We start from the raw sequence: 13,552 nt of genomic DNA, 5'->3' as shown, positions 1-13,552 counted from the left end.
CCCTATCACTCCTTTTGATAATACCAAAGAAAGATATTACTCATCTGTCCGCCCAACATTTCTTTTATACAGTTTTATCATTCTTTCTTTTATTGCAATCTCCTTACCTTCTGTTCCAGGTTGATAAAACTCTAAACCATCTAAACCATCAGGTAGATACTGTTGTTTAACATAATTATCTGGATAATCATGAGGATATTTATATTGCTTACCATGTCCCAGGGTTTCTGCCCCTTGATAATGGACATCTCGCAGATGTAATGGAACAGAACCAGTAGGGTTATTCTGCACATAATTCACTGCAGTATCTATAGCTCTTACTACTGAATTACTCTTAGGTGCTGTGGCTAGATAAAGAACTGCTTCAGCCAGGGGTATTCGTGCCTCTGGAAAACCAACATGTTCAACTGCCTGAGCAGCCGCCACTGCTATCTCTAATGCCGCAGGGTCAGCCAGCCCAATATCTTCTGCAGCATGAACAATCACGCGCCTGGCAATAAATCTAGGATCCTCACCGGCCACTATCATCTTAGCTAACCAAAATAATGCTGCATCAGGATCTGAACCACGTATACTCTTAATAAAAGCTGAAATATTATCATAGTGATTATCACCATTTTTATCATAATTTAAAACTTTCTTTTGTAGTGATTCAGCAATTACCTCTTTATTTATTGTTATTAGACCATCTTCATCAAGAGGGGTTGTCAAGACAGCTAATTCCAGGGCGTTTAGGGCAGTCCTTGCATCACCAGCTGCTAAGTCAGCTATATATTCCAACTCTTTCTTTCCAATACCTATTTCATAGTCACCCAACCCCCGTTCTTTATCACTAAGGGCCCTTTTCAGGATAGAGATAATTTCTTTATCTTGCAGTGGTTTCAAACTAAATATCCTGGAACGTGATAATAATGGTGAATTAACCTCAAAATATGGATTTTCTGTTGTAGCCCCTACCATTATTATCGTCCCTTTTTCTACAGCAGGTAATAAGGCATCCTGTTGAGATTTATTAAAACGGTGAATCTCATCTATAAATAAAATTGTTTTTTGATTATGTAATGACAAATTATTAGCTGCCCGTTTAATTACTTCACGCAATTGTTTCACACCAGATGTTACAGCATTTAAACGAATAAAATCTGCCTCAGTATGATTAGCTATCACATAAGCCAGGCTTGTCTTTCCAGTACCAGGAGGTCCATAAAAAATTAGTGATTGTAAACGGTCTGCCTTAATAGCCCGATTTAACAATTTCCCCTCACCTATAATCTCTTCCTGACCATAAACCTCATCAAGTGTACGGGGACGCATGCGAAAAGCCAATGGTTTATCTGCCATCTCCTCAGATTGTTTTTGTTCAAAGAGATTAATAATCATCACCCCTGAAATCAATAATATTTTTTTCAGTGATAATCATTTCAACTGGTAAATCATGCTCCTCAAGTGTAAGTTCATTCAGCAGAAAACTATCAAATACAAATCCAATTGTCCGGGTAATTTCTGATAAACGGGATAGAAAACGGTCATAATAACCACCACCATAACCCAATCGATACCCTTTTTTAGTAAAAACCATTCCCGGAACTACAACTATATCTAAATCTTTGATAGATTGATTTTCTTTTTTCCTTGGTTCCATAACCCCATAAACCCCTTCAATCAAATCTTCTTTTATATCATTTATCCGACTTATTTGGAGCTCTTTTTCGGCCACTACTGTATAAGGGAGAAAAACCTCCTTATTTTGAACCAATAATTTATCTATAATATCATGGGTAATGACTTCATTTCTAAAGGAATAATAGAGCATAATCCTTTCAGCAGCTATTCTATCAACTATATCCAGAAATTTAGCGGCTATTTTATCACTGGCCTTTTTAACCTGTCCGGCTGTAAGTGAGCTGCGTTTAGCTAAATATTTTTCCCTTAATTTTTTCTTATCTATCATACTTATCACCACCTTAAAATAATTACAAATCTAATTATAATACTATTTTAAGCAAATTACTAGCTAATCTATAATAACTAGTTTTTTATAATATATATTTATCTATAATTATACAAATTATAGTATCTTATGCCTATAAAAAAACTAACCTTAATGGTTAGTTTTTCGTATGTTCCACCATGCCGTGTGATCACTGTTTTTGATCCCTATCTTCCAGGTGGGTGCCCTCCTATCTGGTTTACATGTCCTGCAAAAAGGCATATGCGCCGCAGATAGAGTCCAGGCTCCCTATGTGTAGGTGTTGGTCAAAAATTGTATAATCATCACGCACACAGTAGAACAACCACTCTTAATTTAAATATATACTATCATAAAAACCCTGTCATTGCAAGCATATTGGCCACTAGTAAAAACAGGAAAATGCTTAAAAGAATGAGTAATATTAAGAGTTTTTTGTACATATCTTTATAATAAGAAAGGGGGTAATCAAATGGTTGCCGAATCCCTGACAACAATTGCCTTGCTGGCTGTTATTGTTGAAGTGGTAACTAATGCAATTAAAGGTGCCATGCCTTTTATTAAAGGAGGAGAAAATAAAAATGGCAGCCGGATCGCAGCTGCCGTAGTAGGAATAATCCTATGTATCTCAACACACATAGGTATCTTACAAAAATTTGATATAGGAATTAGTCAACCAATAATAGATTACATAATTACCGGTATTATTATTTCAAGAGGTTCTAATGCAGTCCATGATATAATATCGGTTTTTGATAAACAAAAAACAAATATTATTTAGTCTACTTTAATTCCTAACTCCCTTAACTGCTTTTCAGAAACTCTTGAAGGAGCATTTGTTAAGAGAGAAGTCGCCTTCTGAGTTTTAGGAAAAGCTATCACATCCCGAATAGACTCTGTTTTACCAAGGATCATAATTAAACGGTCGAGTCCAAAAGCAATTCCACCGTGTGGAGGAGTACCATATTCAAAGGCCTCCAGTAAAAATCCAAACTTTTCTTCTGCTTCCTTATCACCAATATTTAAGACTTTAAATATTTTTTCCTGTAGTTCACGATTATTAATACGAATACTTCCACCACCTAATTCCTCACCATTTAAGACCAGGTCATAGGCTCTCGATCTCACTTTTTCTGGTTCCATCTCCAATAAAGCAATATCTTCGTCAAGTGGCGAGGTAAACGGATGATGCATTGCATCATAGCGATCCTCTTCCTCATTATATTCAAGTAATGGAAAATCCACAATCCAAACAAATTCATATGTTTCCTGGTCAACAAGACCTTCTTCTTTAGCAATTTCCAAGCGCAGATTCCCCAGTGAACTGGCCACTATAGAAGGATTATCAGCAACAAACAGGAGCAAATCACCTTCTTCAGCCTGCATTCTTTGTTTAATACCATCTATCTCAGCATCAGTGAGAAACTTGGTAATAGGTGATTTCAAGCTGCCTTCTTTAAGTGCTATCCAGGCCAGACCCTTTGCTTGATATATTTTAACAAAATCAGTATAAGCATCTATTTTACTTCTGGGCGAAGATGCCCCACCCTTAAAGTTAATACCCCTGACTTGACCTCCATTTGCAACAGTACCACTAAAAACCTTAAATTGACTATCAATAACTAAATCAGATATATCCTTAATTTTCATGTCGAACCTCAGATCAGGTTTGTCTGAACCATAATTATCAATAGCCTCCTGATAGCTCATGACTGGTAATCTTGCTGGTAGTTCTATACCTTTAATTGCAAATAATCTCCTCATCAGGCCATCTACCATTTCAAAGATATCTTCTTCGTTAATAAATGACATCTCAATATCAATCTGGGTAAATTCAGGCTGTCTATTTGCCCTTAAATCTTCATCCCGAAAACACCTGGCTATCTGAAAGTATTTTTCCACCCCAGAAACCATTAATAACTGCTTATAGATCTGTGGTGACTGTGGCAGTGCATAAAAATTACCAGGATTAATCCTACTGGGCACCAGATATGTCCGGGCACCTTCAGGAGTACTCTTACCCAGTATAGGGGTTTCAACTTCCCAAAATTCATTTTCATCAAGATAATCCCTGGTAGCTTTCATTACCTGGTGTCTCAAGGCAATAATATCCTTCATTTTAGGTCTTCTCAGATCAAGATAACGGTACTTTAGTTTAATATCCTCATTTATGTCTATATCATTATCAATTATAAAAGGAGGAGTTTTTGCTTTATCAAGAATTATTAATTCCCTGCCATTAAGCTCAATCTCACCTGTAGGGAGATCAGGATTAATATTACCCTCTGGTCTTTTTTCTACCTTTCCCTTAACAGCTACAACGTACTCTGAACGCAGTTGATCTGCCAGTTGAAATGACTCCTCATCTATATCAGGATTAAATACAACCTGTACAAAACCTGAACGGTCCCTCAAGTCAATAAAAATAACCCCACCATGATCTCTCCTTTTCTGAACCCAACCCATAACAGTAACAGTCTCCTCTGCATTTGTCAGAGATAATTTACCACAGTGATGGGTTCTCTTAAATCCCTTTTTTACTTCACCCATAACAAGCTTCCCCTTTCTAAACCATTGATTGCATTTTTTCTGTCATCTCTATCAGCTTTATTTCAAGCTCTTCACCAGATTTCATATTCCTTATTGTAGCAACTCCATTATCTAGCTCATTATCACCAATAATAATGGTATAGGTAGCATTCATACGATCAGCAGATTTCATCTGCCCCTTAACACTTCGTCCCAGGTAATCCATTTCAACCTTCAAACCGACTTCCCTTAGTTTATATATATATCCAAAAGCAGCCTCTTTGGCCTTTTCACCTATTGTAGTAATAAAGAGGTCAAGGCTTTCTTCAATAGGCAGTTTAATACCCTGTCTTTCAATAGTCAAAAGTATTCTCTCCAGACCAATAGCAAACCCTATGCCAGGTATAGCCTTATCTCCAATCTCTTCAGCAAGCCCATTATAACGCCCACCACCAAAAATAGTATCCTGGGCGCCAAGTCCAGTATATTTAACCTCAAAGGCAGTATTAGTGTAATAATCAAGACCCCTTACCAGGGTTGGCTCTACTATATATTTAACCTCAATAGAATCAAGGTATTTTTTTACCATATTAAAATGCTGATTACATTCCTCACAGAGATAATCTGTAATTATAGGTGCTTCTTTAATAATCTCATTATCTATCTTACAGTCCAAGATACGAAAAGGATTACGTTGTAACCTGCGCTGGCAGTCAGAACAGAGTTCATCCTCATATTTTAATAAATATGCCTTCAGCTTATCTATATACTTAACACGGCATTCAGGACAGCCAATACTATTTAGATATACCTCTAAGTTATTTAAACCAAGTTTTTTTAATATATTAAGTCCCAAGGCTATTACTTCAGCATCAAGTGCCGGGTCATTGGAACCAAAGGCCTCTATCCCCAACTGATGAAACTGACGAAATCTACCTGCTTGCGGTCTTTCATAGCGGAACATAGGTCCAAGATAATAATACTTTGTTGGTTGTGCCTGGCCATATACCTTATTTTCCATAAAAGACCTGACAACAGAAGCAGTTCCTTCTGGTCGAAGAGTTATACCCCTACCACCCTTATCTGTAAAGCTATACATCTCTTTTTCCACAATATCTGTCACTTCACCAATACCCCTTTGAAATAATTCTGTATATTCAAAAATAGGGGTCCTGATCTCATGATAATTATAGTTATGTAGTATTTTTTTTGTTAAGTCTTCAATATACTGCCATTGTAAAGAAACGGGGGGCAAAATATCATTTGTCCCCCGTGGTGCTTTAAGTTTCATCTAATCACCCTTATTATTCATTAGTTGTATCATTATCATCAGTTGATGATTCAATATTTTCTTCCTGTTCAGCTTTTATTTTTTCCTGTATTTCCTTTATTATTGCTGCCTCTTCATCAGCCTTTTCATCTGCACCTAACTGGCTGTAAACCATAAAAACCCTATAATGGGCCATTATATCATCACCAGCTAGTTTTGATGCTGCATCAATTTTAGCTAAGGCATCTTCAGTCTCTACTTCATCTCTCCCGGCAAGAAAATTACCATATAAAAGATTTAGTTCCCAATCTTCAGGGAAGGCCTCAACAGCCTTTTTATATGTCTCATCAGCCTTATCTATCATTGAATTAGCCTTATAAGCCTCAGCAAGATATAGATAGGTCATTGGTACAGGATAAGTCTTCAGAGCAAGTTCAAGTTGTTCAACAGCCTTTTGATAATTCCCCTGTGATAAATATTTATATCCACTTAATTGTGGATCATTTATCTGGATATCGCTTTCAGCCTTAACACTTTCAAGCCAGTTAGCAAAAGCCTTATTTTGTTTGCTCTTTAACAATTGTTCTTTTATTTCTTCTTTTTCTGCCTGATAATCTTCTCCCTCAGCCAGTTTCTTATCTAATACCTTAACAATATAATAGGCCTTATCATCAGTAATAATATCGCTGACAACACCCTTGTCCAGATTAAACAATTCATTACTAGTCTCTTCACTAAAATAACCATTATCACGGTTTATATTACCAAGTTTACCCTCACCTACAACCAGGTCAGAGTATTCATCAGCCACCCCAGCAAAATCTTTGCTTGCCTTAAGCTCAGCATAGGCTTCTTCTATTTTAGCTCTGGCTGCATCTTTATCTTCGCCAAACCTAACCATAATAACCTGGGGTTGAATTGTTTCATAAGCCTCAATTACCTCATCCTCAGTAACAGTAACATTACTATAACTTCTTTCCATAACCTGATTAATTAAATCATTCTTTTCCAAGCTATTCCTAATATAATCTTTAAAATCAGTCAGTTTCGTATTTTCTCCCAGCTCCGCAACTAAATCTTCTTCAGTCATTTCATTATTTTCTAAGAAGGTATCATAATAATCTTGTACATCTTCTTCAGTTATAGTTGACTGGATATCCATTTTGTCCGCTTCCTGTAAAAGTATCTCAGTTTCAATTATAGAATCCAGAACCCTTACTTTAAACGGTACTATCTGTGAACGTTCAAAATTCGCCCCTGCAGTTTGATTCTGCATAATATAATAATATTCTTCTTCAGAAATATTACTGCCATTTACTTGCGCAACATATTGAGATTGAGCCTTTGTTGTAGCTGGTTTATTAAGATACCTGCCATACCCTAATAAAGCACCGGTAACAACCATAGCAACAACAATAACAATAATAATAATTTTACTATAATTCCGTAAGCTCTTTAACATCATTCCACTCCTTTCTAGAATTCTTTTTAATTTTATCTTATTAGACTATACTTGTCAATATATCAGTATGGTAAAATTAGCCATAATAATTCATAAAATCCTCGAGAACCGTCTGTGGTCCATGACCAGGGTAAATAACAGTCTCTACCGGCAAATTATTCTTGATCTGTTCTATACTATTCTGTAAATCCTTAGTACTGGAACCAGGAAAATCTGTTCTCCCTACCCCCATGGCAAAGATAGTATCACCGCTAAAAAGGATACCTTCTTCTTTATGATATAAACAAATCCCTCCCGGAGTATGTCCAGGAGTATGGATTATCTTAAATCCATTAATCATATCACCATCCTTTAATAAATGATCAGCCGGAACTGTTTCTATATCAGAACCAAATGATGAAGAAAGATTTTTAGAAGGATCAACTAGCATTTCACTATCTAATTTGTGAATATATACCTCTGCCTGGAGGCTATCCCTTAGATAAGCTAAAGCAGCTATATGATCAAAATGGCCATGTGTTAAGATGATCTTTTTAATTGAAATATCCATATTATTTATTTCCTTAATTATCTTATCTCCTTCTCCACCAGGGTCAACCAATAAACCATCAGTATCAACTAATTTTATAAGGTAACAATTAGTTTTATTAAAACCTACCGGGATCCTCTTTACCTGCATAATATAACACCTCTTAATCTAAAATTGTTTATTACTATCAAGTAAAAGTGTTACTGGACCATCATTTACCAGGGCGACATCCATCATAGCCTGAAATTGTCCACTCTCTACTTTAAGTCCTGTCTCTTGAACCCTTAAAACAAAGTATTCATATAGTTTTTTAGCCTGTTTAGGGCTGGCAGCAGTAAAAAAACTTGGTCTCCTTCCCTGCCGACAATCCCCATACAAAGTAAACTGGGAAACAACTAACAATTCTTTATTGGTATCTTTAGCAGACAGATTCATCTTCCCATCTACATCTTCAAATACCCTTAGATTTATTATCTTTTTTACTAAATAATCAACATCTTCTTTATTATCACCTTCACCAACCCCGAGAAAGACCAATAAACCGGTATTTATTTTCCCGATTATTGTATTATCAACACTAACCTTAGCTTCCTTAACTCGTTGTATAACAGCCCTCATCAAAACAACTCCTTAAGTTGGTTTGGCCCGTTCAACTGATAATATCCCTGAAATATCACCTAATTTAGAAATTATATCCCTCATGTGTTCTAAACTACTTAATTCCAGTACTAATTTTATATGTGCCCGGTTATATTTATCTGTACGTGCAATCACCGATAATAAATTAATCTGTTCTTCTTTTATCAGAGAAGTAATATCATTTAACAAAGCCTTTTTATTTACTGCTTCTATAGCAAGGTTAACCTCATAGGATTCAGAACGTTCCTCATCCCAACTAACATTAATTAATCTTTCCTGATCATGCTCAATTAAGTTCTGTAAATTTGGACAGTCACAACGGTGAATAGATACACCCCTACCCCGGGTTATATAACCAGTAATATCATCCCCGGGAACCGGATTACAACACTTTGAAATCCTGACAAGCAGATCATCTATCCCCTTTACCTTAACACCCTTATCAGCTGATTTTTTTACAACCCTTTTAGTTAATCCCTTCATATCTTCAAGCTTTATATTATTATCTTCTTGAACAGCCTTCAATCTACTAATAACCTGCTGGGTATTAATCTGATTATAACCAACAAGTTCAAGTAATTCGTCAACATTATTTTTACCCATTTTACCAGCAATACGGACTAGCTCTTCCTGTTTTTCCTGTTCTTTTAGTTCAATATGTCGTCTTTTTAATTCCTTCTCTAACAAATCCTTACCACGCTGAATAATCTGGTCTCTTTCCTGTTGTTTAAACCAGTGTTTTATCTTACTCCTAGCTTTTGAGGTCTTAACATATTTTAACCAGTCACGGCTGGGGCCATTACTGGTTTTGGAGGTCTGTATTTCTACAATATTACCATTCTTCAACCTGTATTCCAGTGGCTTAATCTTCCCATTAACCTTTGCACCAACACAACTGTGACCTACCTCGGTATGAATATAATAAGCAAAATCAACCGGTGTAGCTCCCCTGGGCAAAGAAATAACATCTCCTTTAGGGGTAAAAACAAAAACCTCATCTTCAAACAGGTCTATCTTTAATGCCTCCATGAATTCCTGTGGTTCCTGCAGATCTTTCTGCCACTCAAGTAACTGCCTCAACCAGGAAAGTTTCTCCTCAAAGGCCTCATCACCAGTTTTCCCTTCTTTATAACGCCAGTGGGCAGCGATACCATATTCAGCAGTTCGATGCATCTCCAGTGTCCTGATCTGTACTTCCAGGGGATCACCTTTAGGACCAATTACCGTTGTATGGAGGGATTGATACATATTTGATTTAGGCATTGCTATATAGTCTTTAAATCTACCTGGAATTGGTTTCCATATTTCGTGAACCATACCCAGTACCTCATAACACTCCCTGACAGAATCTACAATAACCCTGATTGCTGTTAAATCATATATCTCAGTAAAATCAACTTCCTTGCGTTTCATTTTTTGATAAATACTATACAGATGTTTAGGTCTACCATATATATTGGCTGCTATGCCCTGGGATGCACATTTCTTACTCAGATAATCTATCGCATCTTTAATGTCTTTTTCCCTTTCAGCACGATTAGCAGCTACCTTTTTGGCTACCTCATAGTACATATCCTTATCCAAATAACGGAAAGAAAGATCTTCCAATTCCCATTTTATTTTGGACATACCAAGACGGTGGGCAAGTGGTGCATATATCTCTATTGTCTCAGTAGCCTTTTGAATCTGTTTATATTTCCTTAAATAAGCCAGGGTTCTCATATTATGAAGCCGGTCAGCTAATTTTATTAAAATCACCCTGATATCCTCAGCCATAGCAATAAACATTTTGCGTAGACTCTCAGCCTGATGTTCCTCTTTAGATTTAAATTTTATTCTGGTCAATTTGGTTACACCATCAACCAGCAGGGCAATTTCTCCTCCAAACTCCCTTTCAATCTCATCACTTGTAACCTCTGTATCCTCTACCACATCATGAAGAAGGGCACCGGCAATTGAAATAATATCAAGACCTAAATCAGCCAGTATTAAGGCAACACCCAGTGGATGTTCTATAAACGGCTCCCCAGATATTCGGTTCTGCCTCCTATGAGCTCTTTCTGCAAAATTATAGGCCTTTCTGATAAGTTCTATATCTGGATTGTCTATATATGATTCTATCTTTTTCAGCAATTCATCCAATTCCATTAAGACTCTCCTCTATTCCTGTAGTAAAGAAAACACATCATAATTACTTAATATATCCCTTCCTTTTAAAAAACATAGCTCAAGCAAAAATCCTATACCAATAACCTCTCCACCCAGTCTTTCTACTAAATCAACTGCAGCACTTACAGTACCACCTGTAGCCAGTAGATCATCTATAATCAGAACCTTATCACCCTCTGTTATAGCATCCTGATGCATCTCAACCTGGTTAGTTCCATATTCCAGTTCATAGCTAGCTACAACTGTCTCAGCAGGTAGTTTGCCTGGCTTTCTAACAGGGATAAAACCCTTATTAAGAGCCAGGGCTATTGGTGCACCTAAAATAAATCCCCTGGCTTCAATACCTACTACATAATCTATATCACAATCCTTGTATTTTTCTGCCATGTGATCAATAGCTTCTTTAAAAGCAGCAGGATCCTTGAGCATAGTAGTAATATCTTTGAAAATTACACCTTCTTTAGGGAAATCAGGTATATTCCTGATTGTCTCCTTAAGATTCATTGCTATTCCCCCCAATATATTCTTTTAAATAATATACTAACTTAAAAACATTATCATTAAATGCTAGATTGGAAAACAACCTGAACTTTTCTATAATATCAATATTATTATTATAACTTATCGAATCAGATAAGTCCAATTTTTCCCCAGAAATCGGTAATAGAGTAAGCTTTCCATTCTTTTTCTTCAATAATCCTATTTCAGATAAGATAGTAATCCCTTTACTCAATAATATTTTATTAGTTGATATACTTTCATTTTGTACAATAGCCTTATTAAGGTCTTCAATATAAATTTCCTGGCAAGCAAATGACCTTAAATACAAATACAGTTTTCTCAGGTATTTATCAACAGGCAGTCTATTTTTAATAATTTTATTATTTATGTCATATTCCCGCTGACCATAAAGCAGATGTATTACTCTTTTCTTAAAAATAAAATTTTTAATTATATTAGCCATCTCCCCCATAGAAAATGGCAGGGAAATAAATACAAGATCACTTATTCTGATATTTTCAAGGTTTTTAAGATTATTAAAAAACAAAATACTGCCAGAATCATGCCTCTTAAAGTTATCTACTTCTTTTTTGCTGCCAGCTGAAAATACCTTTACATCTGCAAGCCTTTTTATATATTTTCTACAAAGTTGTGAATTATTTAAAAAAACAGCGACCTTTCTCTGCTCAAACAGGAGGTTATTGAGGTAATCAAAGACTTCAAGACAGTTTCTCTTATCTATTATCTCCCAGTTGCCTGATTCAAAACTAACTGGATAATGGCTTGCTTTCTCCCTGATACTAAACCCTTCGAGATTTACTTGTATTTTTTCCTTATCCTGCCATCTATTTATATCAATTTGACAGGCCAAATCTACTTTTTTACCCTTTAAATCAGGCAAAATACTGCCAAAGCCAAAACCAATCCCTTCTACCCCATTACTAAGAGTAAACTTGAGGTGCTGCTTACTTTTGCCAACCTGATACAGTTTGTCTAATTCAACCCTGTTAATAAGAAACCTGGGCCTCGGATTAGCTACACCATAGGGCTCAAGTATTTTTAGTTTATTATATAATTCTTTATTGATTTCATCCCCAGTTAGTAAAGCATCTACATTTAATTCTGGAATAAGGTCTTCATCATCTAAAATACTATCCAGATAATCATTAAATCCCATTCTAAATTTAACTATATCATCCTGTTTAATAGTAATACCAGCAGCCATAGCATGCCCTCCATATTCCTCAAGATAATCAGAGGAATTACTTAAGGCCTGATAAATATTTAAACCCTTTATACTACGGCATGAACCCCGACCTATCCCCTCATCACAGGCAACTAAAATAGTTGGTCTGTAGTAACGTTCCACCAGTTTTGAGGCAACTATTCCAATAACACCATGATGCCAGTCGGTAGAATGAAGAACAATTGCCTTTTCTTTCTTGAGATCTATTTCCTCCTCTACCATATTGACAGCTTCCTTGAGTATATCTCCCTCTATTTTTTGGCGTTCACTATTTAATTGAACAAGTCTGTCAGCTATCTCTTCTGCCTCATTAATATCATCTGTAATCAAAAGTTTTATACCCAACTCCGGATCCTCTACCCTGCCAGCAGCATTTAATGGCGGGGCAATAATGTAGGCTATCTGACCAGGTGTTAAGCTCCTACCTTTTAATCCAACTCTATCTATTAAAGCCCTCAGACCAATATTTTTGCTATCTTCCATTAATAAAAGACCTTTTTTGACTATTATCCTGTTCTCTTCCAGCAAGGGCACAATATCAGCTACTGTTCCCAGACTTACAATATCCATTAAATTTTTCAGAGTTTCATTAATTCTTTGACCAGAAGATAAAAACTCAAGACTCTGGCATAATTTAAAAGCCACCCCAACACCGGCCAGTGATTTAAAAGGATAGGGGTCATCTTGTTGATAGGGATCTACTACACTAACCGCCTCCGGAAGCTCTTCACCTGGCTGGTGATGATCAGTGACAATAACATCTAAACCGTTATCCATCCCATAAGCCACCTCTTTAACCGCTGTAATACCGCAATCAACAGTTATTAACAAATCATAATTATCTTCTACAAAGGATTTTACAGCCGGAAGATTAAGACCATAACCTTCTTTGTGTCGGTTAGGCAAATAATAATCGACAACTGTATTAAACTTCTTTTTAAAATAGAGATTTAATAAGGCAGTAGATGTAATCCCATCAACATCATAATCACCAAAAACAATAATTCTTTCCTTATTATTAATGGCTTTTAGTATTCTCTGGACAGCCTTCTTAATACCTTTCATTCCTAATGGATCAAATAAATCATCAAGTCCATTATAAAGAAATCTTTGAACCGCATCTTCATTATTTATACCTCGTTTGGCCAGTATCTGAACCAATAATGGATCTAACTTAAGTTCTTGATTATATTCATCACTCAAATATAACCTCATTGCCTTTTGCATAATTTATCACC

11 protein-coding genes and 1 other RNA gene are annotated in these 13,552 nt (G+C 36.0%); 1 reads left to right on the top strand and 11 read right to left on the bottom strand.

Features of this window, described 5'->3' with window-relative positions; all coding sequences use genetic code 11:
• Positions 1 to 36: 36 nt before the first annotated feature.
• The 3 genes from GM661_RS08470 to ssrS form a co-directional block, all read right to left on the bottom strand.
• Positions 37 to 1,374: a replication-associated recombination protein A gene (locus tag GM661_RS08470; RefSeq protein ID WP_407929654.1), complete on the bottom strand. Its 1,338-nt coding sequence runs from the start codon at positions 1,372 to 1,374 to the stop codon at positions 37 to 39.
• Complete coding sequence (locus GM661_RS08465; RefSeq protein ID WP_230869609.1) at positions 1,370 to 1,951, bottom strand: 5-formyltetrahydrofolate cyclo-ligase; 582 nt, start codon at positions 1,949 to 1,951, stop codon at positions 1,370 to 1,372. The genes GM661_RS08470 and GM661_RS08465 overlap by 5 nt, the downstream gene beginning before the upstream one ends.
• Positions 1,952 to 2,118: 167 nt before the next feature.
• Positions 2,119 to 2,295, bottom strand: a non-coding RNA gene (gene ssrS, locus GM661_RS08460) — 6S RNA.
• Between the two features lie 146 nt (positions 2,296 to 2,441).
• Here ssrS and GM661_RS08455 point away from each other — a divergent pair.
• Positions 2,442 to 2,750 (top strand): hypothetical protein, encoded by a 309-nt coding sequence (locus GM661_RS08455; protein ID WP_125989921.1) that lies wholly within the window; start codon positions 2,442 to 2,444, stop codon positions 2,748 to 2,750.
• Here the strand turns inward: GM661_RS08455 and aspS are convergent.
• The 8 genes from aspS to recJ form a co-directional block, all read right to left on the bottom strand.
• The gene (gene aspS / locus GM661_RS08450; protein WP_230869608.1) at positions 2,747 to 4,519 is read right to left on the bottom strand and encodes an aspartate--tRNA ligase; all 1,773 of its coding nucleotides are present in this window, start codon (positions 4,517 to 4,519) and stop codon (positions 2,747 to 2,749) included. The genes GM661_RS08455 and aspS overlap by 4 nt on opposite strands.
• 16 nt (positions 4,520 to 4,535) lie before the next feature.
• A complete protein-coding gene (gene hisS / locus GM661_RS08445) occupies positions 4,536 to 5,789 on the bottom strand; it encodes a histidine--tRNA ligase (RefSeq protein ID WP_230869607.1) in 1,254 nt (417 codons plus the stop codon).
• 13 nt (positions 5,790 to 5,802) lie between these two features.
• Positions 5,803 to 7,230, bottom strand: coding sequence for a SurA N-terminal domain-containing protein (locus tag GM661_RS08440; protein ID WP_230869606.1), 1,428 nt, complete (start codon positions 7,228 to 7,230; stop codon positions 5,803 to 5,805).
• A gap of 76 nt (positions 7,231 to 7,306) precedes the next feature.
• Entirely contained in the window at positions 7,307 to 7,909 is a 603-nt protein-coding gene (locus tag GM661_RS08435; RefSeq protein ID WP_230869605.1) for an MBL fold metallo-hydrolase, read from the bottom strand.
• Between the two features lie 18 nt (positions 7,910 to 7,927).
• Positions 7,928 to 8,377: a D-aminoacyl-tRNA deacylase gene (gene dtd / locus GM661_RS08430; RefSeq protein WP_230869604.1), complete on the bottom strand. Its 450-nt coding sequence runs from the start codon at positions 8,375 to 8,377 to the stop codon at positions 7,928 to 7,930.
• A 12-nt stretch (positions 8,378 to 8,389) separates the two neighbouring features.
• Entirely contained in the window at positions 8,390 to 10,546 is a 2,157-nt protein-coding gene (locus GM661_RS08425; protein WP_230869603.1) for a RelA/SpoT family protein, read from the bottom strand.
• Positions 10,547 to 10,558: 12 nt separating this feature from the next.
• Positions 10,559 to 11,071 (bottom strand): adenine phosphoribosyltransferase, encoded by a 513-nt coding sequence (locus GM661_RS08420; RefSeq protein ID WP_230869602.1) that lies wholly within the window; start codon positions 11,069 to 11,071, stop codon positions 10,559 to 10,561.
• Positions 11,061 to 13,541 carry a single-stranded-DNA-specific exonuclease RecJ gene (recJ, locus tag GM661_RS08415; protein ID WP_230869601.1) on the bottom strand — a complete coding sequence of 827 codons (2,481 nt, stop codon included), beginning with the start codon at positions 13,539 to 13,541 and terminating at the stop codon, positions 11,061 to 11,063. The genes GM661_RS08420 and recJ overlap by 11 nt, the downstream gene beginning before the upstream one ends.
• Between the last annotated feature and the right edge of the window lie 11 nt (positions 13,542 to 13,552).

It is taken from the genome of Iocasia fonsfrigidae (assembly GCF_017751145.1).
In the GTDB taxonomy this organism is placed as follows: domain Bacteria; phylum Bacillota; class Halanaerobiia; order Halanaerobiales; family DTU029; genus Iocasia; species Iocasia fonsfrigidae.
The sequence above is the reverse complement of the archived record's forward strand: the minus strand, read 5'-3'. Positions and strand labels throughout refer to the sequence as shown.